General features: G+C 68.3%; 30 protein-coding genes and 1 tRNA gene. 24 read left to right on the top strand and 7 right to left on the bottom strand.

Translation table 11 applies throughout. The annotated features are described in order from the left end of the window. Nucleotides 1–122: 122 nt before the first annotated feature. Nucleotides 123–395 carry a hypothetical protein gene (locus tag ACFOY2_RS39305; RefSeq protein WP_379533198.1) on the top strand — a complete coding sequence of 91 codons (273 nt, stop codon included), beginning with the start codon at nt 123–125 and terminating at the stop codon, nt 393–395. A 99-nt stretch (nt 396–494) separates the two neighbouring features. Here the strand turns inward: ACFOY2_RS39305 and ACFOY2_RS39300 are convergent, their stop codons facing one another. Beyond that, nucleotides 495–1,079, bottom strand: a complete 585-nt coding sequence (locus tag ACFOY2_RS39300) for a TetR family transcriptional regulator (protein WP_379533197.1) — start codon at nt 1,077–1,079, stop codon at nt 495–497. Between the two features lie 97 nt (nt 1,080–1,176). Between ACFOY2_RS39300 and ACFOY2_RS39295 the strand changes: the two genes are divergently transcribed. Further along, the gene (locus ACFOY2_RS39295) at nt 1,177–1,641 is read left to right on the top strand and encodes a hypothetical protein (protein WP_379533196.1); all 465 of its coding nucleotides are present in this window, start codon (nt 1,177–1,179) and stop codon (nt 1,639–1,641) included. 30 nt (nt 1,642–1,671) lie between these two features. On the opposite strand, the gene ACFOY2_RS39290 is transcribed toward ACFOY2_RS39295, so the two are convergent. Both ACFOY2_RS39290 and ACFOY2_RS39285 read right to left on the bottom strand, forming a co-directional pair. Further along, nucleotides 1,672–3,081, bottom strand: coding sequence for a serine hydrolase domain-containing protein (locus tag ACFOY2_RS39290; RefSeq protein ID WP_379533195.1), 1,410 nt, complete (start codon nt 3,079–3,081; stop codon nt 1,672–1,674). Nucleotides 3,082–3,174: 93 nt separating this feature from the next. Further along, nucleotides 3,175–3,630, bottom strand: coding sequence for an Lrp/AsnC family transcriptional regulator (locus tag ACFOY2_RS39285; RefSeq protein ID WP_357830819.1), 456 nt, complete (start codon nt 3,628–3,630; stop codon nt 3,175–3,177). Nucleotides 3,631–3,712: 82 nt separating this feature from the next. On the opposite strand from ACFOY2_RS39285, the gene ACFOY2_RS39280 reads away from it, so the two are divergent. The 5 genes from ACFOY2_RS39280 (at nt 3,713) to ACFOY2_RS39260 (ending at nt 10,165) form a co-directional block, all read left to right on the top strand. After that, a complete protein-coding gene (locus ACFOY2_RS39280) occupies nt 3,713–4,951 on the top strand; it encodes an APC family permease (protein WP_379533194.1) in 1,239 nt (412 codons plus the stop codon). Nucleotides 4,952–4,993: 42 nt separating this feature from the next. Beyond that, the gene (locus tag ACFOY2_RS39275; protein ID WP_379533193.1) at nt 4,994–6,865 is read left to right on the top strand and encodes an acyl-CoA dehydrogenase family protein; all 1,872 of its coding nucleotides are present in this window, start codon (nt 4,994–4,996) and stop codon (nt 6,863–6,865) included. Between the two features lie 204 nt (nt 6,866–7,069). Beyond that, nucleotides 7,070–8,335: an extracellular solute-binding protein gene (locus ACFOY2_RS39270; protein ID WP_379533192.1), complete on the top strand. Its 1,266-nt coding sequence runs from the start codon at nt 7,070–7,072 to the stop codon at nt 8,333–8,335. A 61-nt stretch (nt 8,336–8,396) separates the two neighbouring features. Further along, nucleotides 8,397–9,281 (top strand): carbohydrate ABC transporter permease, encoded by an 885-nt coding sequence (locus ACFOY2_RS39265; protein WP_379533191.1) that lies wholly within the window; start codon nt 8,397–8,399, stop codon nt 9,279–9,281. Continuing rightward, the gene (locus ACFOY2_RS39260; RefSeq protein ID WP_379533190.1) at nt 9,281–10,165 is read left to right on the top strand and encodes a carbohydrate ABC transporter permease; all 885 of its coding nucleotides are present in this window, start codon (nt 9,281–9,283) and stop codon (nt 10,163–10,165) included. Before ACFOY2_RS39265 ends, ACFOY2_RS39260 begins: the two co-directional genes overlap by 1 nt. Here the strand turns inward: ACFOY2_RS39260 and ACFOY2_RS39255 are convergent. Beyond that, the gene (locus ACFOY2_RS39255; protein WP_379533189.1) at nt 10,158–10,901 is read right to left on the bottom strand and encodes a class I SAM-dependent methyltransferase; all 744 of its coding nucleotides are present in this window, start codon (nt 10,899–10,901) and stop codon (nt 10,158–10,160) included. The genes ACFOY2_RS39260 and ACFOY2_RS39255 overlap by 8 nt on opposite strands. 186 nt (nt 10,902–11,087) lie before the next feature. Between ACFOY2_RS39255 and ACFOY2_RS39250 the strand changes: the two genes are divergently transcribed. Beyond that, nucleotides 11,088–11,630: an RNA polymerase sigma factor gene (locus ACFOY2_RS39250; protein ID WP_379533188.1), complete on the top strand. Its 543-nt coding sequence runs from the start codon at nt 11,088–11,090 to the stop codon at nt 11,628–11,630. Further along, nucleotides 11,617–12,384, top strand: a complete 768-nt coding sequence (locus ACFOY2_RS39245) for a hypothetical protein (protein ID WP_379533187.1) — start codon at nt 11,617–11,619, stop codon at nt 12,382–12,384. The genes ACFOY2_RS39250 and ACFOY2_RS39245 overlap by 14 nt, the downstream gene beginning before the upstream one ends. Here the strand turns inward: ACFOY2_RS39245 and ACFOY2_RS39240 are convergent. Next, nucleotides 12,373–13,395, bottom strand: a complete 1,023-nt coding sequence (locus tag ACFOY2_RS39240) for an adenosine deaminase (protein WP_379533186.1) — start codon at nt 13,393–13,395, stop codon at nt 12,373–12,375. The genes ACFOY2_RS39245 and ACFOY2_RS39240 overlap by 12 nt on opposite strands. Before the next feature lie 213 nt (nt 13,396–13,608). Between ACFOY2_RS39240 and ACFOY2_RS39235 the strand changes: the two genes are divergently transcribed. Next, the gene (locus ACFOY2_RS39235; RefSeq protein WP_379533185.1) at nt 13,609–14,235 is read left to right on the top strand and encodes a hypothetical protein; all 627 of its coding nucleotides are present in this window, start codon (nt 13,609–13,611) and stop codon (nt 14,233–14,235) included. A gap of 62 nt (nt 14,236–14,297) precedes the next feature. Further along, nucleotides 14,298–14,813: a hypothetical protein gene (locus ACFOY2_RS39230; protein ID WP_379533184.1), complete on the top strand. Its 516-nt coding sequence runs from the start codon at nt 14,298–14,300 to the stop codon at nt 14,811–14,813. Nucleotides 14,814–14,838: 25 nt separating this feature from the next. Here the strand turns inward: ACFOY2_RS39230 and ACFOY2_RS39225 are convergent, their stop codons facing one another. Continuing rightward, nucleotides 14,839–16,047 (bottom strand): pyridoxal phosphate-dependent aminotransferase, encoded by a 1,209-nt coding sequence (locus ACFOY2_RS39225; RefSeq protein ID WP_379533183.1) that lies wholly within the window; start codon nt 16,045–16,047, stop codon nt 14,839–14,841. A 168-nt stretch (nt 16,048–16,215) separates the two neighbouring features. Between ACFOY2_RS39225 and ACFOY2_RS39220 the strand changes: the two genes are divergently transcribed. The 9 genes from ACFOY2_RS39220 (at nt 16,216) to ACFOY2_RS39180 (ending at nt 22,332) form a co-directional block, all read left to right on the top strand. Beyond that, nucleotides 16,216–16,288, top strand: a tRNA-Trp gene (locus tag ACFOY2_RS39220). A 78-nt stretch (nt 16,289–16,366) separates the two neighbouring features. Beyond that, nucleotides 16,367–16,612, top strand: a complete 246-nt coding sequence (gene secE / locus ACFOY2_RS39215; protein ID WP_357830789.1) for a preprotein translocase subunit SecE — start codon at nt 16,367–16,369, stop codon at nt 16,610–16,612. A 66-nt stretch (nt 16,613–16,678) separates the two neighbouring features. Next, nucleotides 16,679–17,440: a transcription termination/antitermination protein NusG gene (nusG, locus tag ACFOY2_RS39210; protein WP_379533182.1), complete on the top strand. Its 762-nt coding sequence runs from the start codon at nt 16,679–16,681 to the stop codon at nt 17,438–17,440. A 162-nt stretch (nt 17,441–17,602) separates the two neighbouring features. Beyond that, the gene (rplK, locus tag ACFOY2_RS39205; protein ID WP_379533181.1) at nt 17,603–18,034 is read left to right on the top strand and encodes a 50S ribosomal protein L11; all 432 of its coding nucleotides are present in this window, start codon (nt 17,603–17,605) and stop codon (nt 18,032–18,034) included. Between the two features lie 58 nt (nt 18,035–18,092). Continuing rightward, nucleotides 18,093–18,812, top strand: a complete 720-nt coding sequence (gene rplA, locus ACFOY2_RS39200) for a 50S ribosomal protein L1 (protein WP_379533180.1) — start codon at nt 18,093–18,095, stop codon at nt 18,810–18,812. A 1,027-nt stretch (nt 18,813–19,839) separates the two neighbouring features. Next, complete coding sequence (locus ACFOY2_RS39195) at nt 19,840–20,661, top strand: LppX_LprAFG lipoprotein (RefSeq protein ID WP_379533179.1); 822 nt, start codon at nt 19,840–19,842, stop codon at nt 20,659–20,661. Between the two features lie 239 nt (nt 20,662–20,900). After that, entirely contained in the window at nt 20,901–21,425 is a 525-nt protein-coding gene (gene rplJ / locus ACFOY2_RS39190; protein WP_379533178.1) for a 50S ribosomal protein L10, read from the top strand. 72 nt (nt 21,426–21,497) lie between these two features. After that, on the top strand, nt 21,498–21,887 hold the full coding sequence (rplL, locus tag ACFOY2_RS39185) for a 50S ribosomal protein L7/L12 (protein WP_379533177.1): 390 nt from the start codon (nt 21,498–21,500) through the stop codon (nt 21,885–21,887). Between the two features lie 196 nt (nt 21,888–22,083). After that, the gene (locus tag ACFOY2_RS39180; protein WP_379533176.1) at nt 22,084–22,332 is read left to right on the top strand and encodes a hypothetical protein; all 249 of its coding nucleotides are present in this window, start codon (nt 22,084–22,086) and stop codon (nt 22,330–22,332) included. 59 nt (nt 22,333–22,391) lie between these two features. Here the strand turns inward: ACFOY2_RS39180 and ACFOY2_RS39175 are convergent, their stop codons facing one another. Then, nucleotides 22,392–22,784 carry a nuclear transport factor 2 family protein gene (locus tag ACFOY2_RS39175; RefSeq protein WP_379533175.1) on the bottom strand — a complete coding sequence of 131 codons (393 nt, stop codon included), beginning with the start codon at nt 22,782–22,784 and terminating at the stop codon, nt 22,392–22,394. Nucleotides 22,785–22,870: 86 nt separating this feature from the next. On the opposite strand from ACFOY2_RS39175, the gene ACFOY2_RS39170 reads away from it, so the two are divergent. The 4 genes from ACFOY2_RS39170 (at nt 22,871) to ACFOY2_RS39155 (ending at nt 25,813) form a co-directional block, all read left to right on the top strand. After that, entirely contained in the window at nt 22,871–23,437 is a 567-nt protein-coding gene (locus ACFOY2_RS39170) for a TetR/AcrR family transcriptional regulator (RefSeq protein WP_379533174.1), read from the top strand. A gap of 88 nt (nt 23,438–23,525) precedes the next feature. Then, on the top strand, nt 23,526–24,527 hold the full coding sequence (locus ACFOY2_RS39165) for an ABC transporter ATP-binding protein (RefSeq protein ID WP_379533173.1): 1,002 nt from the start codon (nt 23,526–23,528) through the stop codon (nt 24,525–24,527). Between the two features lie 291 nt (nt 24,528–24,818). Then, the gene (locus ACFOY2_RS39160; protein ID WP_379533172.1) at nt 24,819–25,319 is read left to right on the top strand and encodes a hypothetical protein; all 501 of its coding nucleotides are present in this window, start codon (nt 24,819–24,821) and stop codon (nt 25,317–25,319) included. After that, complete coding sequence (locus tag ACFOY2_RS39155) at nt 25,316–25,813, top strand: hypothetical protein (RefSeq protein ID WP_379533171.1); 498 nt, start codon at nt 25,316–25,318, stop codon at nt 25,811–25,813. Before ACFOY2_RS39160 ends, ACFOY2_RS39155 begins: the two co-directional genes overlap by 4 nt. Nucleotides 25,814–26,328: the final 515 nt, after the last annotated feature.

Below are 26,328 nucleotides of genomic sequence, written 5' to 3'. Positions count from 1 at the left end.
AGTCGGCTGGGACAGCCGTTACTGGTAAAGGCGCATGTCCATGACGGTACGCGGCGCCCGAAACCCCACGCAACCGAATTAATTCACGACCGGAACGAGGGCGGAGGCGGCATCATGCTGCCATGACCAACAGCTACACCGAGGCTCGCGCGCAGGCGGTTCCCGAGGGCGGTGGCTGGTCCATCTTCATCCCCGGGCTGCCGCTCGCCGCGGACGGCCGGACCTTCGACGAGGCTGTCACGGAGATGGTGGGTGCTCTGCGTGAGTATGCCGAAGACTGGCAGGACCACCTGCTCGATGCGCCGAACCACCGCGACAACTGGGGGCTGGTGCAGATGACCAGCCTTTGCGATGACGATCAGCTGCGTGAATGGCTGGTGGGGAACGCTCGGTGACCTGGCCCCAGCCCGCCCGTGAGGGGGCACATTCTTCGTGATCAGCTACAGGTGGCTGAGGCGACGGCGTCTGATACGGCCGCCGGGCAACAGCGCGAGTCAGTCGGCGAGCTTGTGTTCGAAGCCGGTCACCATGGCGCTCAGGCCGGTGTCGAACCACTGGTCGAAGAAGGCCGCGGCCGCCTCGTCGCCTGGTGCGGGCGGGGTGCCGACCTGGGCCAGGGCATGGCCGAGGACGTACACGGTGACCGACTGCACGGCTGTGATCGCCTCGCACCGCGCGATGCCGACGGCCTCGAAACGGGTCAGCAGCTCGGTGAGCAGCTCTATCCCCAGGTCGACATCCACGGGATGGGTGGCGAGCAGCGGCACGGCCTGCGGGTGGGCGAGCAGGACCCGGCGGTAGGCCACCGCGAACCCCGCCAGCGCCCGCTGCCAGGCCGCGTCCGGTGCGTGGCCGGTCATGGCCTCGGTGAACAGCCGGTTGACGACCTCGGCGAGCAGCGCCTCCCGGTTGGGCACATGGCGATAGAGCGACATGGCCGCCACTCCGAGCCGGGCGCCGAGGCGGCGCATGGTCAGCGCGTCCAGGCCCTCGGCGTCCAGGACCTCGATGGCCGCGGTCACGACGCGCTCGGTGGTGAGCACCGCGGGCCGTCCCGCGCGTCTCCTGCCTTCGTTCACCCGGTCAGCGTAACGACGAGCGTGCTCCTCATTTGTGTACTCTGTAAGCTTACAGGGTACACAAATGAGGCCGACCTCGACGGTGAAGGAGCCGCTGATGACCGCCGACCCCACGATGGCCCGGATCGGCCAGGGGGTGGAGTTGCATCACCACCAAGGCCGACGGGAAGCCGCTCGCGACCTGTTCGCGCAGATCTGGGATGACATCGGCGGCGAGCAAGGCGAGCCGCTGCATGTTTGCGTTCTTGCCCACTCGATGGCCGACACGCAAGACGACGTGCACGAGGAGCTGATGTGGGATCTGCGAGCGCTTGCCGCCGCTGATCGGGTCACCGATGAGCAGGTGGCGCAGGTTGGGGTGGCGCTTCCGGTGGCGGGCCTGTATCCGTCGTTGCACCTGAACTTGAGCGAGTGCTATCGCAAGCTGGGCGATCTCGATCGCGCCCGCGAGCACCTCCAGCAGGCCCGAGCCGGGATCGGCGCGCTTGGCGACGACGAGTACGGGCAGCTCATCAAGGGTGGCCTGGAGCAGCTGGCCGAGCAGTTGGGTGAGACTATCTGACTGCGAGCCTGGCGAGTGTCCGCACTCGCTTCAGGCGTCTGCCCCGGCCGTCGGCGCCGGGGCACGCCTGCGCAGCGCCCGCAGCCGGGCTCCCGCGACCGCCCCCCCGGCCAGCGCCGCTACCACCAAGGCGATCGACAGGGGCGCGGCGAAGTAGGTGAGCTGGGCCCACGTGACCGCCCTGCCGTTCATGAGGAACGAGATCAGGTCCGGGTAGGCGGCCAGCACCGCCACCGGCGTCAGCACGGGCGCCAGCCGCAGCGCCGTCCGCCACCCTGTCCGGCCCGCCCGCCTGGCGGCCCAGCGCCCGGCCCGCAGCACGCCCATGACGCCCAGCCCCGCCGCGGCGGCCGCGACGGCGGCCAGCACGAGCTCGTACAGCTGCCGGTCGCCTCCCGGCGGCTCCGGGGTCCTGCCCTCGGTCAGCGCCGCCAGCCCGAGCATGATGGTGTAGGTGTCGTCCTGCAGTGCGGCGCTGTTGGTCATGACGGCGAAGCCGTAGCCGGTCTTGGGGGAGATGGCCTCCACGGCGTTGTAGGTGAACAGGTTCCCCGAGTGCGTGAGCAGACCGGCGTCGTCCTCGGCGCTCCACCCCATGCCGTAGTCGCGGATCTCGGAGGGACGGTGCATGGTCTCCAAGCTGCTCCGCTTCACCAGCGGGCCGCCGTCGCCGGTCTGCGTGATCAACCAGCGGCCCATGTCGGCAGCCGTGGTGATGATCCCGCCGGAGCCGCTGTCGTTGAGGAAGCCGGGCAGTTCGGCCCGGGGCAGCCAGGCGCCGAAGATCGAGTTGTGGCCGTTCGCCGGCCTGACCACCTGGTCGCTGACCGCGCTGGACTTCATGCCGAGCGGGCCGAAGATCCGCTCGCGCATGAAGTCGCCGAACGGCCGCCCGCTCGCGACCTCGACCAGTCTGGCGGCCAGGTTGTAGTTGACGTTGCAGTACTCCCAGTCGGTGCCGGGCTCGGAGGCGAGCCGGGAGTCCGCCAGACGGGCGGTGTAGTCGGCCGGCGACGTGGCCTCCGCCACCGAGGCGATGTCGACCGTGGTGTCCGACAGGCCGGAGGTCTGGTTGAGCAGCTGCCGTACGGTGATCTTCGCCGCGCGCGGGTCCGCCATCCTGAACCCCGGCAACTGCGCGGCCACCGGCGCGTCCAGCTCGATCGCGCCGCGTTCCACCAGCGTCATCACGGCCATCGCGGTGAACGACTTGCTGACCGAGGCCACGCGCATCGGCGTGGTCGCGGTGATCGGGCGGCCCTCGGAGTCGTGACCGTAGCCGGCCGCGTGCACGACCCGACCGCCGTGTGTGACGACCACGGACATGCCGGGCAGCCCGGTGGACTCCATGGCCTGTCGCAGGTATGCGTCGATGTCGCCGGACTGCGGGGCGGGGCCGAGGGTCAGCGCCGCCGCGAGGCTGACCAGGATGGTCTTCACAGGTTTCTCCGTTTCGTGTGGAACGGCAGCACCCTAGAAAGCGGCGGCCCCTTTCCGTATCCGCCGACCGTCCAGTACCACCCCTGACGAAAGTCAGGTGAGGCGCTCGGGGACGGTGTCGTGCACCTGCTCGAAGATCACCGACGTGCGGAAGCCCACGATCTCCTTGCGCTTGCTCAGCTTGTCCAGCAGGAACGCGTGCAGGTGGTCCAGGTCCCGCACGGCCACGTGCAGCAGGAAGTCGTCCCCGCCGGCCAGCACGAACACGCTGATCACCTCCGGCATCTCGGCGGCCGAGGACTTGAAGGCGTTGATGACGGCCCTGTTCAGCGGCCGTACCTGGACCGAGACCATGGCCTGGACGGCGCGGTTGAGCGCGGCGGGGTCGATGTCGGCGTGGTAGCCGCGGATGACGCCGCGGCGGGTCAGCGCCCGCACCCGTTCCAGGCAGGTGGAGGGCGCGATGCCGAGCTGACGGGCCAGTTCCCTGTTGGACTGCCGCGCATCCGTTTGGAGCAGCCGTACGATCGCCGAATCAAGTTCGTCCATGAACGTAGGTTTACCCGAGATTCCGGCTATACGTTCGGCCGAGCCCTGTTGGCACCGAATGACTGCATTAGTTTCTGGCGCTATGACAGAACGCACGCAGGGACACATGGGCGCGGCCCAGGGCACCGCGCTGCTCGTGGGGGCGGTGCTGGGGCCGGGCATGCTGGTGCTGCCGCACCTGGCGGCCGCCGCCGCGGGGCCCGCCTCCGTGCTGGCCTGGGCGGGGCTGCTCGCGCTGAGCGTCCCCGTGGCCCTGACGTTCGCCGCGCTCGGCGCGCGCTATCCCGGCGGAGGAGGAGTGGCGAGCTTCGTCGGGCTGGCCTTCGGGCGGCACGCCGCCGCCGTGGCCGGATGGTGGTTCTACGGCGCCGTGCCCATCGGCACCGTCGCGGGCGCGCTGGTCGGCGGCCAGTACGTCGAAGCGTGCCTGGGCCTGGACGCCACCCTGGCCGCCTGCCTGATCCTCGCGGCCGCCTTCGCGGCCAACGCCGCGGGCCTGCGCACCTCGGGAGGGCTGCAGATCGGCTTCGTCGCCCTGCTCGTCGTGTTGCTGGCGACCGCCGTGATCACCGCGGCGCCGCACGCCGACCGGGCGAACTTCGTGCCCTTCGCCCCGAACGGCGCGGCGGGCGTGGTCAGCGCGGCCGGCGTGCTCATGTTCGCCTTCGTGGGCTGGGAGGCGGCCAGCCACCTGTCGGCCGAGTTCGCCGACCGCCGGCGCGGCCTGCTCAGGGCCACCGTGGTCACGCTGATCGTGATCACTCTCCTGTACGCGGGCGTCTGCGTGACCTCCATCGGCGTGCTCGGACCCGGCATGCCCGGTGTGCCGCTGACCGCCATGCTGGAAACCGGCATGGGCGCGGCGGCCAGGCCCGTCACCGGGGTCGCGGCGGTGCTGCTGACCTTCGGGGCCGTCAACACCTACCTCGCCGGAGCCTCCCGGCTGGGAGCGGCCCTGGCCAGGGACGGCGCGCTGCCCGGCTGGTTCGCCGCGGGAGGGGAGCCGGGGCGCACGCCGTACCGGAGCCTGGGGTTGCTGGCCGTGCTGAGCGTGCCGGTGCTGGTGTGGGCGGTGGACCTGGACCTGCTGATGCGGGCCACGTCGGCGTGCCTGGCCGCCGTCACGGCGGCGGGCGTGATGGCGGCGGTGCGGATGTTGCCCCCCGGACGGCACCGGACGACGGCCGTGGTGGGCGCCGGGTTGTCGGTCGTGGCGCTGGCGTTCTGCGGGCTCTACCTGGTGGTGCCCGTCGTGCTGGCCGTCGTGGCGGTGACGGTGCTGAGGGTCAATGCTCGTCGTTCATACAAAATCAAGCTATAAGCGGCGCAGGCGGGCAGTACCCCTAGCACAAGGGGAGGTGCTATGACCGAGCACGCCAAGTACGCGGAGTCCAGAGAGGTCGGCGAGCAGGCCCGCGAGAAGGAATGGACGCGGCCGAGCTTCGCCAAGCAACTCTTCCTCGGAGACTTCCGGCTGGATCTGGTGTATCCGGCGCCCACGCTGAGCGACGAGGCGACCAAGCGGGGAGAGGAGTTCGTCCGGGCGGTGCGGCGCTATCTGGACACGCACGTCGATCCCGCGCTCATCGAGCGGACCGCGCAGGTGCCCGACGAGGTGGTCAAGGGGCTGGCGGCGCTCGGGGCGTTCGGGATCACGATCGGCGAGAAGTACGGCGGACTCGGCCTGCCCTACCTGTACTACTGCCGCGCGCTCATGCTCGTCGGCGCCTACTGCCCGGCGCTGGCCACACTGTTGTCGGCGCACCAGTCGATCGGGGTGCCGCAGCCGCTCAAGCTGTTCGGCACCGAGGAACAGAAACGAGAGTTCCTACCAAGGTGCGCGGCGGGCGAAATTTCGGCGTTTCTGTTGACTGAGCCTGACGTCGGCTCCGACCCCGCCCGCCTGTCCACCACCGCCGTCCGCGACGGCGACGACTACGTCCTCGACGGCGTCAAACTCTGGACCACCAACGGCGTCGTCGCCGACCTCCTGGTCGTCATGGCCAGAACGGGCAAGAAGATCAGCGCGTTCGTGGTCGAGGCCGACTCGCCCGGCATCACCGTCAAACGTCGCAACGCCTTCATGGGCCTGCGCGGCATCGAGAACGGCGTGACGGAGTTCACCCAGGTCAGAGTGCCGGCCAAGAACCTGATCGGACGCGAGGGCGAGGGCCTGAAGATCGCCCTGACCACGCTGAACACCGGCCGCCTGTCGCTGCCCGCCACCTGCGCGGGCAACGCCAAGTGGGCCGTCAAGATCGCCCGTGAGTGGGGCAGCGAGCGCGTGCAGTGGGGCCGCGAGGTCGGCAAGCACGAGGCCGTGGCCACGAAGATCGCCTTCATCGCCGCCACCGCGTACGCCCTCGAAGCCGTCATGGAGCTGACCAGCCGCCTGGCCGACGACCAGCGCAACGACATCAGGATCGAGGCGGCGCTGGCCAAGCTCTACGCCTCGGAGCTGTCGTACCAGGCGCTGGACGAACTGGTCCAGATCAGGGGCGGGCGCGGCTACGAGACCGCCGAGTCGCTGGCCGCCAGGGGCGAGCGCGGCGTGCCCGCCGAGCAGATGCTGCGCGACGCGCGCATCAACCGCATCTTCGAGGGCTCCTCGGAGATCATGCGACTGATGATCACCCGCGAGGCGGTGGACGCGCACCTCACGGCCGCGGGGGAGCTCATCAACCCGGAGGCCACCCGCCAGGAACGCACCCGGGCCCTGCGCCGGGCCGGCCGCTTCTACTCCAGGTGGCTGCCCACGCTGGTGGCCGGCACCGGCAACCTGCCCACCGCCTACGCCGAGTTCGGCCCGCTGGCCGCACACCTGCGCTTCGTGGAGCGGACCGGCAGGAAGCTCGCCAGGTCCACCTTCTACGGCATGTCCCGCTGGCAGGGCAGGCTGGAGCACAAACAGGGCTTCCTCGGCAGGATCGTGGACATCGGGGCCGAACTGTTCGCCATGACGGCCGTCTGCGTCAAGGCCGAGGAGGACGCCAAGGACCTGGGGCGGCGGCCGTACGAGCTGGCCGACACCTTCTGCCGGCAGGCGCGGCACCGCGTGGACGCGCTGTTCGAGCGGCTGTGGGACAACAGCGACAACCAGGACGTTCGGCTGGCCGGTTACGTGCTCGACGGCCGCTACGGCTTCGTCGAGGAGGGCGTGCTCGACCCGTCCATCGAGGGCCCGTGGATCGGCACGCCGCAGGGCGGGGAGAGCGTCCGGAGGAAGATCACCTGACACCCGGTCTAGACCGGATGTGCGAGCCACAGGGGCGCGGTGTTGTGAAACCGATACAGTCCGGTATAGACCGGCCGCTGAACCCAGGCTTACGCTGACGCAAACGCGTCGGGCTCTGGCTCGCGCGCCCCAATCCCCCTGGGCGGAGTCCGTCGTGCTGGTACGGACCAGCGTCACCCGCCCGACGAGAAGGCGGTATCACCGGTGAACATCAAGCTTGCGGGCGGCGCCGCTCTCGGCCTCGCCACGATGCTGGTCCTGTCCAGTTGCGGCTCGGGCGGCGGAGGAGGAGAGAGCCAGAGGTCGAGCGACGGCCAGGTCACGCTGATGATGGTCGCCGCCGACTACGGCGACGGCCCCGGCAAGCCCAACTCGGGCGAGACGTTCTGGAAGGGCGTCACCGACGAGTTCACCAAGGCCAACCCGAACATCAAGGTCGACGTCCGGGTCATCAACTGGAACGACATCGACAAGCAGGTCGCCACCATGGTCCAGAACGGCCAGGTGCCCGACATCCTGCAGACCGGCGACTACTCCGGCTTCGTCAAGGACGGGCTGCTCTACAAGGTGGACGAGGTCCTGTCCCCGAACGTCTCCGGCGACATGCTGCAGAAGTTCGCCGACTTCGGCAAGGTGGACGGCACGGCGTACGGCATCCCGTTCGTCTCCTCCGCCCGCGCCCTGTTCTACAACAAGGACCTGTTCACCAAGGCCGGCGTCGCCGAGCCGCCGAAGACGTGGGACGAACTCAAGGCCGCAGCCGAGAAGCTGAAGGCGGCCGGCGTGACGCAGCCGTTCGGCCTGCCGCTCGGCCAGGAGGAGGCCCAGGCCGAGTCGTTCCTGTGGATGATGGGCAACGGCGGCGGCTACAAGGACGCCTCCGGCAAGTGGACGATCAACTCGCCGCAGAACGTCGAGACGTTCACCTACCTCAAGGGCCTGGTCGACGCCGGCCTGACCAGCCCCAACCCCGGCACCAAAGACCGCAAGACGGTCTGGGAGGACTTCGGCGCCGGCAAGGTCGGCATGGTCAACGGCGGCCCCATGTCCATCCCGATCTTCGACGCGGCCGGGCTGAAGAACTACGGCGTCGTGCCCATTCCCGGCAAGGCCGGCCCGCTCGACACCACGCTCGGCGTCATGGACTGGATCATGGCCTTCAACAAGAACGGCCACGCCGCCGAGATCAAGAAGTTCTTCGACTTCTTCTACACCGGCTCCGCCGCCCAGAAGATCTCCGACACCTACAAGCTGCTGCCCGTCACCAACGGCGGCATCGAGAAGCTGTCGGGCGACGAGAAGCTCAAGCCGTTCCTCGACGCGCTGCCGAACGCGAGCTTCTACCCGTTCCAGGACCCGAAGTGGGCCACGCTGAACCCGGCGATCAAGCAGACCATCGGCGGGGCCGTCAAGGACGACCCGGCCAAGGTCCTCGGTGAGCTGCAGAAGACGGCGGAAGCGGCCGGCTGATCCGGCGAGGGCACGTGCGGCCGGCGCTGTCGTCGGCCGCACCGTCTTTGGAAGGTTGCTCATGAGAAGGTTGCGCGCCCTCGAACCCCTCGCCTGGGTCGGGCCCGCCGTGGTGCTGATCGCGCTGGTCGTGCTCTGGCCCGTGGTCGAGATGATCAGATCGTCGTTCCTCAAGATCAGCCGGTTCGGCGTGGTCCAGGGGGGCAACGGCCTGGCGAACTACGACAAGCTGTTCGCCGAGAAGGACTTCGCCGACATCATGGTCCGCAGCGTGATCTGGGTGGTCGCGGTCGTCGTGCTCACCGTGCTGGTCTCGCTGGCCCTCGCCCAACTGTTCAACCAGCGTTTCCCGCTGCGCAAGCTGGCCCGCTGGGCGCTGATCGCCCCGTGGGCGGCGTCCGTGCTGATGACGGCGATCATCTTCAAGTGGATGCTTGACCCCGAGGTCGGCGTGATCAACCAGATCCGCCTGAAACTGGGGCTGATCGACGCGATGGGCGGCGCCGCCGCCGACCAGCTCGGCGACGCCGCGACGGCCATGCCGTGGCTGGTGTTCGTCGCGGTGTTCGTGTCGGTGCCGTTCACCACGTACGCGCTGCTCGCCGGCCTGGCCACGATCCCCGCCGACGTCTACGAAGCAGCCAGGATGGACGGCGCGGGACGGCTCAGGACGTACTGGTCGATCACGCTGCCGCTGCTGCGTCCCGCGCTCACCGTGGCCGCCCTGATCAACGTCATGAACGTCTTCAACAGTTTCCCGATCATCTGGGCGATGACCCACGGCCAGCCCGGCTACTCCACGGCCACCTCGACGATCCTCATGTTCATCCTCAAGGGTTCCGACATCGGCGAATCGGCGGCCATGTCCGTCGTCAACTTCGGCATGGTGATCGTGCTGACCGTGGTCTTCCTCAAGGTCTCCCGCTGGAACAAGGAAGTGGCGTGATGGCCGTCAACACGATGCGGAAGACCAGGCCCCGTCCCCCCGTCAACCGGCGAAGGGCCGCGCCGCGCCGGATGCCCAGGCTCAAGACCGTCCTCATCGCGGCCGCGGCCTACCTCGTCTCGTTCGTCTTCCTGTTCCCGTACCTGGTGATGCTGCTCACCTCGCTGCGCTCCCAGGACTCGCTGCGGGACGTGACGTTCTGGCCGCAGGAGTGGGTGTGGTCGAACCTCGCCAACTTCTGGACCAGCGGCCTGGCGGGCAACCTGTGGGTGACGCTCAAGGTCGCCGCGGGCTCCACCGTGCTCGTGCTGCTGGTGGCGCTGCCCGCGGCCTACTACTCCGCCAGGCACAACTTCAGGGGGCGCACCGCGTTCCTGATCCTCGTGCTGATCACCCAGATGTTCCAGCCCACGGCCATGCTCGTCGGCATCTACCGCGAGTTCTACCAGTTCGGGCTGGTCGACTCGATCTGGTCGCTGATCCTCGTCAACGGCGGGTTCAACCTGGCGTTCGCGGTGTGGATCCTCAACGCCTACTTCGCCTCGATCCCACGCGAACTGGAGGAAGCGGCCTTCATCGACGGGAACGGTCGCTTCGGCGCGCTGTTCAGGATCACGCTGCCGCTGGCCATGCCGGGCGTCATCACCGCGCTGATCTTCACGTTCATCGCCGCGTGGAACGAGTTCGTGGTCGCCCTGACCCTCACCACGACGCCGGAGAACCAGCCCCTGACGGTGGCGCTGAACTCCTTCATCGGGCAGTACCAGGTGGACTGGCAGAACCTGTTCGCCGGGTCCGTGATCGCCACCATCCCGGTGATCATTCTCTTCGCGCTGATCGAACGGAAGGTGGTGGGCGGGCTGACCGCCGGCTCGATCAAGTAGCCGGCTTGGGCACCCTGGCCACGCAGAACACCGTCTGGCCGAACGGTGGCCTGATGAACCGCTCGATGAAGCGGGTCGTCGGGACCACCGTCCGGTCGTAGATCTTGACCAGCCTCGGGTCGGGGTAGCCGACGCCGCCCCGGCGCACCGCCGCCCACCAGGCGATGCCGCCCAGGAAGTTGATCGGCTTGAGCACCTCGGCGTCCAGCCCGGCCTTGGCGACCGTCGCGCCCAGCGTCTTGGGCGTGTAGCGCTGCACGTGGCCGACCTTGCGGTCGAAGTCTCCGTAGAGCTGGGGGTAACCCGGCACCCAGATGATGATCCGCCCGCCGGGCTGCGTGACCCTGGCCAGCGAACGCAGCGCCTCGGCGTCCTCCTCGATGTGCTCCAGGACGTTCATCATGACGACCGTGTCGACCTTGTTCTCCAGCGGGATCTCCGTCGGGAGCCCGAACTGCAGGACGTCGATGTCGTCGCGGTCGGCGAAACGCTTTTCGAGCTGCTCGACGCAGTAGGGGTCGAAGTCGCTCACGACCAGCCTGTCGAGGCGCGGCATGAACTGCTCGGCGAAGTGGCCGAGCCCCGAGCCGATCTCCAGCATCGAACGGCCGACATGCGGGGCGACCATGTCGAACTCGTACTGCCGATAGTTCCTGGCCTCGTCGCCACCTAGGTGGTTCTCCAAGGCCTCGTCACCGGCGGCCGGTTGTACTACACGGTCGTACCCAGAAGACATAGTCCCGTTCTCTCCAACTGATCGAGTTCGCCGCACCTTGGACGCTTCAGGCACCCGTTCGGCTCCCTCTCCTTCGAGAGGGCTCATGGATTGCCCGAGTCTAATGCCCAGATCAGGGCCGAGGGGCACCTGATGGAGAAAGACACTTCCCCGTAAGCCCTCCGATGCGGTGGAATCTGACTCGCCATGGACGACGACGAGGCGATCACCCGCGCGCTCGGCGGTGACCTAGCCGCTTACGAAGTGCTGGTCGCCCGCTACAGCGCGCTCGCCCACCGTACCGCCGCCATGCTCGGCGCGGGCGACGAAGCGGAAGACGTGGCGCAGGAAGCGTTCGTCAAGGCGTTCCGGCACCTGGCGAGCTTCCGCAGGGACGCGCCGTTCCGTCCCTGGTTGTTGCGGATCGTGGCCAACGAGACCCACAACCTGACGCGGTCGCGGGGACGCAGGTCCGAGCTGGTGCTCCGGCTCGGCTCCGCCGCCTCCGACGGGAGAGCGCCCGACGATCCCGAAGGGGCGGCGCTGGCCGGCGACCGGCGGTCCCGGCTGCTCGCCGCCGTACGTCGGCTGCCCGAGCGGGAACGCCAGGCCGTCATCTGCCGGTACTTCTTACAACTGAGCGAAGCGGAGACCGCCCAGGTGCTCGACTGGCCCGTCGGCACCGTGAAGTCCAGCACCCATCGGGGATTGGCCCGGTTGAGGGAGGAGGTGGGCGATGAGCTCGGATGAGCCTTTCGACGGATTGGAGGCCGAGTTGACGGCGCTCGGCGATCTCATCGACGTTCCCACCCCGCCGCCTTCCGACGTGGCGGCCGCCGTCCGCGCCCGCCTCGCCTCCGACCTGCCCTTCTCCACCGACGCCCCGGCTGATCCGGCGCATAGCCCTGGGGCTTCCGCGCGTCGGCGCAGGCGGTGGACGATCGTGGCGGCCGTGCTCGCGGTCGTCATCGCCATCACGGCCGCCACCCCCCAGGGCCGCGCCGCGGTGGCGAGGATCCTCCGCTTCGCCGGGATCGAGCTCCAGCTGGGCGACGCCCCGCCCGCGCCCGTCATCACCACGGCCCCGCTGCCGGGCGAGCACTCCGTGCCCCCGGGAGAGGCGGCAGGGCAGGCCAGGTTCCCGGTCAGAACCCCGTCCGCGCTCGGCCCGGCGCAGCGTGTCACGGTGGCCGACGGCGGCAGGGTGGTGTCGATGTTCTGGGCGGACGGCATCAGGCTCGACCAGTTCGACGGCGGCATCGACCCGGTGTTCTTCAAGAAGCTGGGCCCGCCGATGCCCGACTACGCCAAGGTCGGCCCGTACAGCGCCTGGTGGCTGCCCGGCGCGCACCCTCTCGGCTACATCAGTCGCCAGGACGGCACCCAGGTGCCCCTGCGCCAGGCCGGCCCGACCCTCATCTGGCAGCAGAGCGGGCTCAACTACCGCCTGGAGGGCATGGCGGGCAAGGAGGAGGCCATCCGGGTCGCGGGCTCACTCCGCTGAGCTCGTCAGCCAGTCGTCCACACCCTTGAGCAGATCTTTGCGTACGGACTCCGGGGCGGCCGACGACCGTACGGACTGCCGTGCCAGCTCGGCCACCTCGGCGTCACTGAAGTCGTAGACCTCGCGGGCCAGCTCGTACTGCCGCAGAAGCCGCGTACCAAACAGCAATGGGTCATCGGACCCCAAAGCGATCGGCACGCCCGCGTCGAACAGCCGCCGCACCGGCACGTCCGCGGCTCGTTCCACCACCCCCAGCCCCACGTTGGAGGTGGGGCACACCTCGCAGCAGATCTGCCGGTCGGCCAGCCGTTTCATCAGCCACTCGTCCTCCGACGCGCGCACGCCGTGGCCGACCCGGTCGGCGCCCAGATCGTCCACGCACTGGGCCACGCTGCGCGGCCCCATCAGCTCGCCCCCGTGCGGGACGGCCAGCAGGCCGCCGCGCTTGGCGATGCGGAAGGCCCGTTCGAAGTCGCGGGCCTGCCCCCGACGCTCGTCGTTGGAGAGCCCGAACCCGATCACGCCCTCGCCGGCGTACTGGCAGGCGAGCCTGGCCAGGGTGTTCGCGTCGAGGGGGTGCCGGGTCCTGTTGGCGGCCACGATCACCGCCATCCCGATGCCCGCGTGCTCGGCCGCTTTCGCCACGGCGTCCAGCACCAGCTCCAGCGTGGCCGTTAGCCCGCCGAACCGCTGCGCGTACCCCGACGGGTCGACCTGGATCTCCAGCCACCGCGACCCGGCCGCCGCCTCGTCCTCGGCCGTCTCGCGCATCAGCCGGTAGACGTGCTCGGGCCGGGCGAGGACGGACCTGGCGATGTCGTACAGCCGCTGGAACCTGAACCACCCACGCTCGTCGGTGGCCCGCAGCCGGGGCGGCCAGTCCTGCTCCAGCGCGTCCGGCAGGTGCAACCCCTGATCCCTGGCCAGCTCGATCAGCGTGGAGTGCCGCATCGAGCCGGTGAAGTGCAGGTGGAGATGGGCCTTGGGTAGCGCGGTGAGCGGTCTTGCCATCCGAACATTTTGCCACTCAACCTTGGGCCGGGATCGCGCGTCGGGGAGGGCGAAAGGGGTCACTCGCAGATGACAGACGATGACGAAGCGGCGTTCGACGAGTTCCTGGCCGCGCGGGGGCTCGCCGGCCGAACTCAAGAAGATCGCGGAAGGCGTCAAGGCGATCAAGTGAACCCGTGATACGGACGGGGCTGAACGGGGGATCAACCAGGCGTGATCCCTGAAGAGCGCGAGATCGGGCAGGGGCGGCGTGCGGCGCTCGCGGCGCTGGCGCTCGGAGCGGCGACATTGATCATCTACGCGCTGTTCGCCTCTGGCTTCGGCCGGCCCCTGCCCGCGGAACCGGTCGATCGTCCGGGTGTCGTCCCTGCCCGGGTGGCCGACGACAGTGTTCTCGCCGTGGTCACGGGGGATTTCTGGCTCACGTACCTGCCCGCGGGGCTCAAAAGGAGCGGCGGGGGAGTCGTCGACCGCGAGGACGGCTCGGGGCGTCAGGGCGGTGTGGGGACGGCGGGGCGCCGGAGCAGTGGGGGAGCCGGCGGCCCGGCAGGCGGCGTCGAGGGCGGCTGGGCCAGGTTCGGGACGGCGGACAGGTACGTCGAAGCCCGGATCGAGCACGGCGCCGTGGCCACCACGTGGAAGGGTTACCGCGATCGGGTGGCCCTGCTGGACACCCGCGCCACCGTCGTACGCGGCAGGCCCGCCGTGGTGGGGCGGCATCCCGGGGGCGGCCGGATGATCGTCTGGCTGGAACGCGCGGGCACGGGAGCATGGGTCAGGGCCAGCGATTCGCTCAGTAATGAACTGGTCGCCGTTGCCGCCTCGGCCAAGCTTCTGTAGGAGACTGGGAGCCTTTTCCCGATCCTTTTCGCGGGACAAACCACATACGTCATGGGGGGTCGATGCGGCGGCTGACAGCGGTGCTCCTCATGTTCCTCACGCTTACGGCCTGCGGGGGCGGGGACGAGGTGCCGGAACCTCCGACCCAGGAGGCGGCCCACGTCACACCCGCGCCGGTCAGACCGGCGCCGGTCAAGGGCTCCTCGCTGTCCTGCGGGGCCGCCAAGGTGGTCTTCCCCGCCATGCCCGAGGGAATGGCCAGGGAGGGCTCGTTCACGCGTCTGCGGTCCCTCTCCCGCCCGCTCAGGGTCAGGGGGGTGACCTGGCGGGAGAGCGACGAGGAGGTGCGCGTCGGGGTGGTGTGCGGGGTGCGCACCGCCGAGCAGTTCGCCACCCTGGTCTCCAGGTCGTCCCTGACGGTGTACCGGGGGCGGCCGGCGCTGCGGTGGAACAGCCGGGGCGGGCTGCGGAACTTCATGTGGCTGGAACGCCCGGGAACGGCCGTCTACATCGCCACGACCCCCGGCCTGGCCACCGAGATCAGACCGATCGCCGCCGGCGTCACCATGGCCCCCTGACAACCTCGTCGGCGGTCCGCTGGGCTCAGTGGGCTTCTGAGAGGAGCTTGGCCAGGCGGCTGACGCCCTCGACGAGGTCGTCGTCGCCCAGCGCGTACGACAGCCGGAAGTAGCCGGGCGTCCCGAACGCCTCGCCGGGCACCACGGCGACCTCGGCCTCCTCCAGGATCAGCTCGGCCAGCTCTGCGGACGACTGGGGACGCCTGCCACGGAGCTCCTTGCCGATCAGCTCCTTGACGGAGGGATATGCGTAGAAGGCCCCCTTTGGTTCCGGGCACAACACGCCCGGGATCTCGTTGAGCATCCGAACCATCGTCTGGCGCCGCCGATCGAAGGCGGAACGCATCTCCGCCACCGCCGACAGATCACCGGAAACCGCCGCCAACGCCGCCATCTGGGCCACGTTCGAGACGTTCGAGGTGGCGTGCGACTGCAGGTTGGTGGCGGCCTTGACCACGTCGGACGGGCCGATCATCCAGCCCACGCGCCAGCCGGTCATCGCGTACGTCTTGGCGACCCCGTTCAGGATGACGACCCGGTCACCCAGCTCGGGAACGGCCGTGGCGATGCTGGTGAACTCGGCGCCGCCGTAGACGAGGTGCTCGTAGATCTCGTCGGTGACCACCCACAGGCCGTGCTCGGCCGCCCAGCGGCCGATCGCGACGGTCTCCTCGCGCGAGTAGACGGCGCCCGTCGGGTTGGACGGCGAGACGAACAGCACAACCTTCGTCCGCTCGGTGCGCGCGGCCTCCAGCTGCTCCACGCCCGCCAGGTAGCCGGTGGACTCGTCGGCCACCACGTCGACCTGGACGCCCCCGGCCAGCTTGATCGCCTCGGGGTAGGTGGTCCAGTAAGGGGCGACGACCAGGACCTCGTCGCCGGGGTCGAGCAGCGTCGCGAACGCCTCGTACACGGCCTGCTTGCCGCCGTTGGTGACCAGCACCTGCGACGCCTCGACCGCGTAGCCGGAGTCGCGCCGCGTCTTGGCGGCGATCGCCTGCTTCAGCTCGGGGAGGCCGCCGGCCGGGGTGTACTTGTGGAAGCGCGGGTCGCGGGCCGCCTCGATCGCGGCCTCGACGACGTAGCCGGGCGTCGGGAAGTCGGGTTCGCCCGCGCCGAAGCCGATGACGGGCCGCCCGGCCGCCTTCATGGCCTTCGCCTTGGCGTCGACGGCGAGCGTGGCGGACTCTGAGATGGCGGAGATTCTTGCTGAGATGCGGCGTCGGGTGGACATGCGTCCATGCTTTCACGCGGCCGCGACGCGCGCGTGACCTGGGCGATCAGCAATCGGTTCGACGTACCCGGCAATCCCCCGTATGCTTTCGCCTGGTCCTGCCGTCGCATGTCGTTGCGCGGTTCGGTCCATGCAGTGAGTCGATCAGGGTAGTCTGGTCGATGACATAGGGCACTGGCGCAATTGGTAGCGCACCGGTCTCCAAAACCGGCGGTTGGGGGTTCGAGTCCCTCGTGCCCTGCGAGTGCGGTCCGCGCAATAATTGGCGTGTAAGCGCGCCGCAAAACTGCGTTGGATACGACAGATTCAGGTGAGGACTGTGGCGATCGACACGCGCGGCGAGACCGCAGACAAGCCTAGTGGCGACAAGAAGACACGCACTTCGCCTGCCCTTTTCTACCGGCAGGTCGTCAACGAGCTTCGTAAGGTCATCTGGCCGACACGCAAGGATCTCATCACCTATACGACGGTCGTTCTGGTATTTGTTCTGATCATGGTCGCGATCGTGTATGGGCTGGACAGCGCCCTGGGCTGGGCGGTCCTGCGCATCTTCGGCGGGTCCTGACCCGGACGTCGCCGGCGCCGCCTGACGGAGTCGCCATTTCGATACGACGAAAGAGGAAGAGTCACCGTGTCCGAGTCTTCATTTCCGGCGGAGGAGTCCCGCGACAAGTGGGGCGACGAGCTGGAAGAGGCCACTGAGGAGGCCGCCGAGGCGGCCATCGAAGAGGCTGAGCTCGCGAAGAGCGACGAGGCAGCCGAGGATCAGGCTTCCGCCGTCGAGGACGGTGTTCTTCCTGACGTCGACCCCGTCGAAGAGTTCAAGAGCTCGCTTCGCGGCCAGCCCGGCGAGTGGTACGTGATCCACTCCTACGCCGGCTACGAGAACCGCGTGAAGTCCAACATCGAGAGCCGCAACGTCTCGCTCAACATGGAGGACTACATCTACCAGGTCGAGGTGCCCACGCACACCGTCCAGGAGTTCAAGAGCGGCAAGAAGGTGCCGGTCAAGGAGCGGGTGCTGCCCGGCTACGTGCTGGTGCGCATGGAGCTGACCGACGAGTCCTGGGCCGCGGTGCGTAACACGCCCGGCGTGACCGGTTTCGTCGGCCTGTCCAACAAGCCGAGCCCGCTCAGCCTCGACGAGGTCGCCAAGCTGCTCGCGCCGGAGCCGACCGAAGAGAGCAAGAAGGCGGCCAGCAAGGCGTCGGCCGGCCCGACGGTCGAGTTCGAGATCGGCGAGTCGGTCACGGTCATGGACGGCCCGTTCGCCACACTGCCGGCCTCGGTGAGCGAGATCAGCCCCGAGTCGCAGAAGCTCAAGGTGCTCGTCTCGATCTTCGGCCGTGAGACCCCGGTCGAGCTCTCGTTCAACCAGGTCTCGAAGATCTGAGACGATCACATACACTTAGACGTTCGGTCGGCCGCCGCTCACGACCACCGGGAAGCCCGTACGTGGACGGGTTCCCCGCTGGACGGGCGGCCTTCCGATGTGTTCAGGACCGCATCCCCGCGACCCTGACAGGCATCGCAATCAGGACCCGGAGAAGGACTCATGCCTCCGAAGAAGAAGATCGCCGCACTGGTCAAGGTGCAGCTTCCGGCTGGTCAGGCCACGCCGGCGCCGCCGGTGGGTACCGCGCTCGGTCCCCACGGCGTCAACATCATGGACTTCGTCAAGCAGTACAACGCTGCGACGGAGGCCCAGCGGGGCAACATCATCCCCGTTGAGATCACCATTTTCGAAGACCGCAGCTTCACCTTCGTCACCAAGACGCCGCCGGCGCCTGAGCTGATCAAGAAGGCTCTCGGCATCGACAAGGGCAGCGCGGTCCCGCACCGCGACAAGGTCGGCAAGCTCAGCCGCGAGCAGCTTCGCGGCATCGCCGAGACGAAGATGCCCGACCTCAACGCCAACGACATCGAAGCGGCCGAGAAGATCATCGCCGGCACCGCCCGGTCGATGGGCATCACCGTCGCCGACTAAGTTCTTTCCCTAACCGTGGGAGGGCCTCCACGCGGCCCGTGCACCACAAGGAGTCATCATGCAGCGCAGCAAGGCGCACAAGGACGCGACCGCCAAGGTCGACCGCGACAAGCTCTACTCGCCCGCCGACGCCGCGAAGCTGGCCAAGGAGACGTCGACCACCAAGTTCGACGCCACCGTCGAGGTCGCTCTGCGGCTGGGCGTCGACCCCCGCAAGGCCGACCAGATCGTGCGCGGCACGGTCAACCTCCCGCACGGCACCGGCAAGACCGCCCGGGTCCTGGTCTTCGCGACCGGTGACCGTGCCGAGGCAGCCCGCGAGGCGGGCGCCGACATCGTCGGCGCCGACGAGCTGATCGACGAGATCGCCAAGGGCAACCGGCTCAACGAGTTCGACGCCGTCGTGGCCACGCCCGACCTGATGGGCAAGGTCGGCCGCCTGGGCCGCGTGCTCGGTCCGCGCGGTCTGATGCCCAACCCCAAGACCGGTACCGTGACGCCCGACGTCGTCAAGGCCGTGACGGAGATCAAGGGCGGCAAGATCGAGTTCCGCACCGACCGGCAGGCCAACCTGCACTTCATCATCGGCAAGACGTCGTTCGACGAGCGCCAGCTCATCGAGAACTACGCCGCCGCCCTTGACGAGGTGCTGCGTCTCAAGCCGTCCGCGGCCAAGGGGCGCTACCTGAAGAAGGTCACCTTCTCCACGACGATGGGCCCCGGCGTCCCCGTCGACCCGAACATCACCCGCGGCCTCGTCTCCGACCTGCCCGAGTAGCGGATCCTTTCTCTTTATTAGAAATAGCCTCGCCGCGGCATCAAGAATAGCCTTGCCCCGGCATTAGAAATAGCCTCGCCCAGCGGCGGGGCTATTTTCTTTTTCGGGGTTCTTGGGTTCTGTACGGCGCGGGACCTTTCGGTTCTGTACGGCGCGTCGGGCTTCACGGTTCTGTACGGCGCGGGACCTTTCGGTTCTGTACGGCGCGTCGGGCTTCACGGTTCTGTACGGCGCGGGACCTTTCGGTTCTGTACGGCGCGTCGGGCTTCACGGTTCTGTACGGCGCGGGACCTTTCGGTTCTGTACGGCGCGTTGGGCTTCACGGTTCTGTACGGCAAGCGGTGGTTGCCCGCCACCCGCTGCACGTGGCCGGGGGCCTCCAGGAAAACGGCCTCTGACCCGCACGTGTCTGAGCGCCGTTACGTGCGCATCGGAAGTTCGTCCCACCCTTGCCCGCCAGCCCCCGTGCCCCCAGCCCCGCGCCCCCCAGCCTCCCGTCCGAAGCCCGTCCGGTGGCCGAGCGGTTCGTGGCGCGGCATCCGTCCGGGACTCGCCTGGCCGGGGCTCAGCCTTGCCGTGTATCGGTGCGCTTCGCCGGTTGCGTGCCCTGACTGCCTCGTTGTTCGGTGCTGTGCCTTGCCTTGGTCCCCACGTTCGGTCGTGGCTTGGCGTGCTCCTGGCTGGCTTTCAGCGCGTCTTGTGGCCCGCTGGGCGGGTTCTCGGCCTCGCCTTGGACCTGAGCCAAGCTTGCCCCGGCGGCCGGCCTTTCGAAGTTTGCCCGGTGGCCGGGCAGTTGTGTTTGCGGTGTAACCGCGTGCTTCTTCGTTGGCCCCTTCCCGGTGCCTCAGCGCCTTGGCCGGGGGCCTGCGGAGGGTGGCGGGGTGGTGAGAGTTTTGTGGCTGGAGAGTGTGGGCTGGTGAGGTGGGTTGTGGAGGAAGTGTGCAGGCTTGTGAGGGATAACCCTGGGTTTTCCCTTAGTTGTGCGGGAATGCGCCACAACGGGGAAGCCTAAAGTTAGGGTCAAGTCATGCTGAAGCGCACGATAACTCTCACCGCGGCCGGAGCCGCGCTCGTTGTGGCGGCGGTCGCCGGTTGCGGATCGAACGCCCAGCCCATCCAGGTCAACCTGGCCGCCTCCGAGGTGCTCGCGCAGGCCGCGCAGAAGACCGCCGAGGTCACCAGCTACACGGTCGACGCCGTGGTCAACGTGACGCACCCGCAGGAAGGTAACGGCAAGGTGCAGGGCCGCATGCTCTACCAGAGCAAGCCCCAGCTCGCCGTCGACCTCACCCTCGACAGCATCGACATGGGCGACAGGAGCCTGCCTGGCGGCGTCCGCGCCGTGCTGCAGGGCGACACCGTCTACGTCAAGGTCGAGGCGCTGAAGGAGCTCGTGGGCGGCACCAAGCCCTGGATCAAGGTCCCGCTCAAGGAAGCCGGTGACTCCGGCCAGGTGGACCAGTACCTGGGCCAGATCCAGCAGTTCGATCTGGGCAACATGACCAAGCTGGTCACGGCCTCCCAGGACGTCAAGTCCGTCGGCAACGAGAGCGTCAACGGCACGGACACCACGCACTACAGCGGCACGTTCCCGGTCGACGTGGCGCTGGGGCAACTGCCCGCCGACAAGCAGGAGCAGGCCAAGAGGGGCCTGGCGGAGCTCAAGGACGTCAAGTTCGACATCTGGGTGGCCGCCGACGGCCTGCCGCGCAAGCTCGCCATGAACGGCGCCAAGGAGGGCGCGACCCTCGACGCCACCCTGCTGTTCAAGGGCTTCAACGAGCAGGTGAACATCGCGGCCCCGCCCGCCGACCAGGTTGGAGAGCTGCCCAAGGGCACGACTAACTGAGAACGATTTGGAAACTCGGCGGCCAGCCCGTACTCTGGTCGTTGCCGAAGACCGCCGGTCGTCGTCAGGTGCTCAAATCCTGGCGACCGAAGGATCCACATCATGTGGACGGCCTGCGCAGGTGTGATGCGAGTTTCCCATATGGTCTGATCCATGTGTGTGAAGCCCCGTGCGCTCCTGCGCTCGGGGCTGTTCTCATTTCTGGGGCCTTCGCCGGTGGCACATCTGGAAGGAGGCCCATGGCGAGGGCGGATAAGGCGACAGCGGTTGCCGAGCTCAAGAGCGAGTTCGAGGGCAGCGCCGCCGCCGTTCTGACCGAGTACCGCGGTCTCACCGTCGCGCAGCTCAAGGAGCTGCGCATCTCTCTCGGTGAGAATGCGAAGTTCGCCGTGGCGAAGAACACCCTGACCAAGATCGCGGCCGACCAGGCCGGGCTCGCGGGTCTCGCCGACCTGCTCGCCGGGCCGACCGCGATCGCCTTCGTCAACGGTGACGTTGTCGAGGCGGCCAAGGGTCTGCGTGACTTCGCCAAGGCCAATCCCCTTCTGGTGATCAAGGGTGGCGTCCTCGACGGCAAGACGCTTGACGCCAACGAGATCACCAAGCTCGCCGACCTCGAGTCCCGCGAGGTTCTCCTCGCCAAGCTCGCCGGTGCGATGAAGGCGAAGCAGAGCGCTGCTGCCGCGGTGTTCGCCGCGCTGCCGACGCAGATGGCTCAGCTTGCCGAGGCCCTGCGCGCCAAGCGCGAAGAATCGGGCGAGTAAGACGGGGGTTGCCGCAACTTTCCGCGGTCCCGTTCCCAGTTTTCAGCAAGTCCCAAACGTAAGGAAACCATCATGGCGAAGCTCAGCAACGACGAGCTGCTCGACGCGTTCAAGGAGATGACCCTCCTCGAGCTGTCCGACTTCGTGAAGCAGTTCGAAGACCTCTTCGACGTCAAGGCCGCCGCCCCCGTCGCGGTTGCCGCCGCCCCGGCCGCCGCCAGTGGCGAGGCCGCCGCTGTTGAGGAGCAGGACGAGTTCGACGTCGTCCTCGAGGCTGCCGGCGACAAGAAGATCCAGGTCATCAAGGAGATCCGCGCCCTCACGTCCCTGGGCCTCAAGGAGGCCAAGGACCTGGTGGACGGCGCTCCCAAGGCCGTCTTCGACGGCAAGGTCAACAAGGAGCAGGCGGAGAAGGCCAAGGCTGCCCTCGAGGGCGCCGGCGCCACCGTGACCGTGAAGTAACTTCCCCTTCACGCACAGCTCTTCGAAAAGAGGCGGACACACCCTGGTGCCGGGTGTGTCCGCCTCTTTTTGCATTCCTGGCCTCTTGAGGGGCATGTACTTCTCGTCGCCCCCAGAACGAACTGACCGCACTGCTGAAGAACGATGCCGCCGCCTACACACGGCCTCCTGCCAGTTCGCCGGCGGCCTGCCGGTGATGGCTGTGGGCGGGGTCAACGGCACCGACCCGGCGTGCACGCTCGAACAGTTCAAGCGGTACGTCGCCGAGAAGAAGATCCGCTACGCCGTCGACACGGGCATGGGCGACTTCGGCGGGAGCGCGGGCGGGAGCGCGGGTGGGAGCGCGGGTGGGAGCGACGACGCCGCCAGGATCGCCGAATGGGTGCGGCACACCTTCACCGCCAGGACCGTCGACGGTGCCACGATGATCGATCTCGCTCCGTGAGGCCTCGCTCCGTGAGGCCTCGCTCCGTGAGGCCTCGCCAAGCGAGCCGGGCCCGGGGGTCAGCTGGCTGCGGCGCGCACTCGGGCGATGGCGCTGGTGTCCATGTAGTCCCTGGTGTGGATGATCTCTCCGTTCCTGACCCGGAGTATCAGCAGCCCGGGTACGTCGACCGACTGTCCGGCTGCCGCGACGACCGTGGTCTGTTCCACCACCACGACCTCCGGGTCCTCGGTCCTGTGCAGCGCGACCCGCCGTACCTCCCGGGCGTCGAACGCGGTTCCGCCCCACATCGCCTGACAGCCCGCGCGGACCTCCTCCCGCCCCTTGAACGGCGGCAGCCCGCCGAACGGGAACTCGTGCAGCCCGTCCTTCGCGTAGAGATCGGCCAGTTCGTCGGCGGACTTGTGGAGCATGGCGGCGTGGTAGCCGGTGACGACGTCCTCGATGGACATGGAGAAACCCCCTCGCTCAACGTGCGTTGACTCAACGAGCGTAGAGCGAATCTGCCCGCTCGGTCAACGCATGTAGAGTCGGGTGCGTGGAGGAGAGATCGCTTCCGCGTGCCGAACGGCGGCGCAGGACCGAGGGCAGGATCCTCGACGCGGCCAGGGCGTTGTTCGCCGACGTGGGCTACGAACGCACCACCATCAGGGCCGTCGCCAAGGCGGCCGAGATCGATCCCGCGCTGGTCATGCAGTACTTCGGCAACAAGCAGGAGCTCTTCCGCCAGGCCGTCCGCGTGACGCCCGTCCCAGAAGCGGACCTCGACGCGGACGAGTTGGTCGAACGGCTGCTCGGCACGATCAACCTGAAGATGGCCAAGCTGCCGCAGAGTTCGCTGGCCATGATGCGCTCGATGCTCACCCATCCCGAGGCGGCCGTGTCGGCGCGGGAGGTGCTGAGCGGGCAGATCGACCGGCTGGCCGAGTCGCTGCCCGCCGAGGACGCCCGGGTGCGGGCGGCGCTGGTGATGACGATCATGCTCGGCGTGACCGTCGGCCACCAGCTCCTGGAACTGGACGAACTGCGCGACTTGCCCCAGGAGGAGATCGCCAAGGTGCTGCGGCCGGCCCTGCGGGCGATCACCGCGCCGGACGGCTCATAACCGCGGAGTAACAAGTTATTGGATCGGGTTCCAATTCGGCGCGGCGCCGCTACCGTGATGGCATCTTCCGACTGGAAGGGGTGGCCAGGTGGGCGTCGAGGTCGTGGTCGACGGGTTGACCAAGTCGTTCGGCCGGCAGGTCATCTGGGAGGACGTCTCGCTCACCCTGCCGGCGGGCGAGATCTCGGTGCTGCTCGGCCCCTCCGGCACGGGCAAGTCGGTCTTCCTCAAGACGCTGGTCGGCCTGCTGCGGCCCGACCGAGGCCACATCTGGATCGACGGGTACGACCTGGCCGGCTGCGACGAGAACAAGCTCTACGAACTGCGCCGGCTGTTCGGCGTGCTCTTCCAGGACGGCGCCCTGTTCGGCTCGCTCAGCCTCTACGACAACGTCGCCTTCCCGCTGCGTGAGCACACCAAGAAGGGCGAGGCCCAGATTCGTCGGATCGTGATGGAGAAGATGGAGCTCGTCGGCCTGCTCGGTGCCGAGGGCAAACTGCCGGGGGAGATCTCCGGCGGCATGCGCAAGCGGGCCGGGCTGGCCAGGGCGCTGGTGCTGGATCCGGAGATCATCCTGTTCGACGAGCCGGACTCCGGCCTCGACCCCGTCCGCACCGCGTACCTCAACCAGCTCATCGTCGACCTCAACGCCGAGATCGAGGCGACGTTCCTGATCGTGACCCACGACATCAACACCGCCCGCACGGTCCCCGACAACATCGGGCTGCTGTTCAGGCGCGAGCTGGTCATGTTCGGGCCGCGCGAGATGCTGCTGTCCAGCGACGAGCCGGTGGTCAGGCAGTTCCTGAACGCCAGGAGGCACGGCCCGATCGGCATGTCGGAGGAGAAGGACGTCTCGGAGCTGGAGGCCGAGGCGCAGCTCGGGCAGGATCCCGGGGCGCTGCCGCCGATCCCGCCGCAGCTCATGCCGACAGGAAACAGGCTCCGCCGCACCCAGCAGCCGCCCGGCACCTGGCTGGCGGCCAACGGCGTCCTCCCGCCGCAGGGCTCGTTCGTGGACGAACGCGGACGCAACTGGCTGGACGAGTACCCGCGCTTGATCAACGTCCACTTCCACGGCACCAGATAGCCCAAGGCGGCGCACCGCCCGCTGGGGCTCTTCCGGACGGGGAGAGGCGTGCGAGACGCTCAGCGGGCCTCTGAGGGCCACGTGGAGGTATTCGCGGGAGATCTGACGCCGCATGACCGGTTCGGTCATGTGGCCTCCTTCGTCGGCCTCATGATTCCTTTCTCATTGATGACCTCGACAAGCTCGATCATGAAGGCATCCGGCTCCCAGACCCGCTCGGTTGATTGCGGGGCTACGTGAGCGGGTGTCGCGTTATGATCCCGGCGACCGGCCGGGAAGGAGTGAGCAGACGTGGCGGGACTTCCTGTTCGACCCGCTCGCATCCTGATCGCGGCGCTCAGCGGGGTGCTGGCGGTGCTGGTCGGCACCGGCGTGTGGATCGCCGCACAGGCGCGCGAGGAGCAGGGCAGGGCTGGCGACAGGCGGGCGGCGCTGCAGGCGGCGGGCATCCACGCGAAGAACCTGGTCTCGCTCGACTACCGCACGGCAGAGGCCGACGTGCGGCGTATCCTCGACACCTCCACCGGCGAGGCCAGGCGGGAGTACGACTCCACCACGGCCAAGCTCAAGGCCACCACGGTCGAGAACAAGGTCGTCCAGCACGGCGTGCTGCGCGCGACAGGGCTGGTCTCGATGACGGACACCGTGGCCAAGGTGCTGGTCGTGGCCGATGTGGAGATTCGCTGGGACGGCTCGAAGAGCGCGCCGCAGGAACGGTACTACCGCTGGTCGATGGACGTGACCAAGATCGGCGGCGGCTGGCTGGTGTCCAAGGTGGTGCAGGTGATGTGAGAACGTTCGTGATCGTGTTGCTGGGCGTCCTGGTGGTCGTGGGGGCCGTGCTGGTGCCGACGATGTGGTTCGACCTGCGTAACCTGCGCGATGCCGACGTGGCTCGCGTTCAGGCGCTGGCGGCGGCCAAGGAGGCCGCGCCCGATCTGCTCTCCTACGACTACCGGACGGTGGAGGAGGACCTGGCGCGGGCCGGGCGGCACACCACGGGGGAGTTGACCAAGCACTACGAGGAGCTGACGACGTCGCTGGCGTCCAGGGCCAAGGCTCAGAAGATCGTCCAGACCGTGGCCGTGGCGGGGGCCGGGATCGAGCGGGCGGAACCTGATCGCGTAGAGGTTTTGCTTTTCGTTAACACTGGTACGGTCAAGGAGATCCCCGGCAAAGCCGAGCCCCAGCAACAGTTCACCCAGAATCGGGCCAGGTTCGTCATGGTGTGGCAAGACGAGCGCTGGCTGGTGGCGGACCTGTCGACCCTGCTGGGGGCCGCCTGAGGCGCCGGGCGCGCCGGTTACTTCAATTGTTACCAAAAATCAGGTTTAGCGAAGCCTTTGACCCGGGTAACTCAGTCACTGCGACACCGGTTGTCGGCATGGGTTCGACCCCGGATGTGACAGAGCGTTAACCGCCCACGATCGCGGGTATCGTCTTGGGCCGGGCGGTAGGCGACTGCTCACACAGGGGAGAAAACCCAGCGTCCGGGCCCCTAGTCGGCTAAAAGTCGGGGTTGTGGGCTTGACGTTTGCGCTCGAACGGGCGATGCTGCGACCAACGTGGAGCATGCAGCGAGAGCGAAGTGGACAGGCGTGTGCCGTTCGGCTACACTGCCCCTTTGCGCTGCCCTTTGACGACCCGCGATGCTTGCTCACGTTGCGAGGTTGTCTGGCGTGCGTGTAGTCAGTCCGCCGCGAGCCCTCGGAAGGACATCTGTTGGCAGCCTCGCGCAACGCCTCCGCCGTACCCGCTGGTCCCCGTCGCGTCTCTTTTGCGCGCATCCAGGAGCCCCTCG

Origin of the sequence: Nonomuraea purpurea (assembly GCF_042650645.1) — a bacterium.
In the GTDB taxonomy this organism is placed as follows: domain Bacteria; phylum Actinomycetota; class Actinomycetes; order Streptosporangiales; family Streptosporangiaceae; genus Nonomuraea; species Nonomuraea purpurea.
Note: the sequence above shows the minus strand (reverse complement) of the source record. Positions and strands in the feature narration are given on the sequence as shown.

Bases quoted from the DNA above. Each gene is read 5' to 3' on its own strand.
- ACFOY2_RS39295 (WP_379533196.1), top strand. From the start codon at position 1,177: ATGACCGCCGACCCCACGATGGCCCGGATCGGCCAGGGGGTGGAGTTG.
- ACFOY2_RS39260 (WP_379533190.1), top strand. From the start codon at position 9,281: ATGGCCGTCAACACGATGCGGAAGACCAGGCCCCGTCCCCCCGTCAAC.
- rplL (WP_379533177.1), top strand. From the start codon at position 21,498: ATGGCGAAGCTCAGCAACGACGAGCTGCTCGACGCGTTCAAGGAGATG.
- ACFOY2_RS39280 (WP_379533194.1), top strand. From the start codon at position 3,713: ATGACAGAACGCACGCAGGGACACATGGGCGCGGCCCAGGGCACCGCG.
- ACFOY2_RS39225 (WP_379533183.1), bottom strand. From the start codon at position 16,047: ATGTCCACCCGACGCCGCATCTCAGCAAGAATCTCCGCCATCTCAGAG.
- ACFOY2_RS39255 (WP_379533189.1), bottom strand. From the start codon at position 10,901: ATGTCTTCTGGGTACGACCGTGTAGTACAACCGGCCGCCGGTGACGAG.
- ACFOY2_RS39250 (WP_379533188.1), top strand. From the start codon at position 11,088: ATGGACGACGACGAGGCGATCACCCGCGCGCTCGGCGGTGACCTAGCC.
- ACFOY2_RS39275 (WP_379533193.1), top strand. From the start codon at position 4,994: ATGACCGAGCACGCCAAGTACGCGGAGTCCAGAGAGGTCGGCGAGCAG.
- ACFOY2_RS39240 (WP_379533186.1), bottom strand. From the start codon at position 13,395: ATGGCAAGACCGCTCACCGCGCTACCCAAGGCCCATCTCCACCTGCAC.
- ACFOY2_RS39230 (WP_379533184.1), top strand. From the start codon at position 14,298: ATGCGGCGGCTGACAGCGGTGCTCCTCATGTTCCTCACGCTTACGGCC.
- ACFOY2_RS39285 (WP_357830819.1), bottom strand. From the start codon at position 3,630: ATGGACGAACTTGATTCGGCGATCGTACGGCTGCTCCAAACGGATGCG.
- ACFOY2_RS39180 (WP_379533176.1), top strand. From the start codon at position 22,084: ATGGCTGTGGGCGGGGTCAACGGCACCGACCCGGCGTGCACGCTCGAA.
- ACFOY2_RS39265 (WP_379533191.1), top strand. From the start codon at position 8,397: ATGAGAAGGTTGCGCGCCCTCGAACCCCTCGCCTGGGTCGGGCCCGCC.
- ACFOY2_RS39305 (WP_379533198.1), top strand. From the start codon at position 123: ATGACCAACAGCTACACCGAGGCTCGCGCGCAGGCGGTTCCCGAGGGC.
- ACFOY2_RS39245 (WP_379533187.1), top strand. From the start codon at position 11,617: ATGAGCTCGGATGAGCCTTTCGACGGATTGGAGGCCGAGTTGACGGCG.
- rplJ (WP_379533178.1), top strand. From the start codon at position 20,901: ATGGCGAGGGCGGATAAGGCGACAGCGGTTGCCGAGCTCAAGAGCGAG.
- ACFOY2_RS39195 (WP_379533179.1), top strand. From the start codon at position 19,840: ATGCTGAAGCGCACGATAACTCTCACCGCGGCCGGAGCCGCGCTCGTT.
- rplK (WP_379533181.1), top strand. From the start codon at position 17,603: ATGCCTCCGAAGAAGAAGATCGCCGCACTGGTCAAGGTGCAGCTTCCG.
- rplA (WP_379533180.1), top strand. From the start codon at position 18,093: ATGCAGCGCAGCAAGGCGCACAAGGACGCGACCGCCAAGGTCGACCGC.
- ACFOY2_RS39175 (WP_379533175.1), bottom strand. From the start codon at position 22,784: ATGTCCATCGAGGACGTCGTCACCGGCTACCACGCCGCCATGCTCCAC.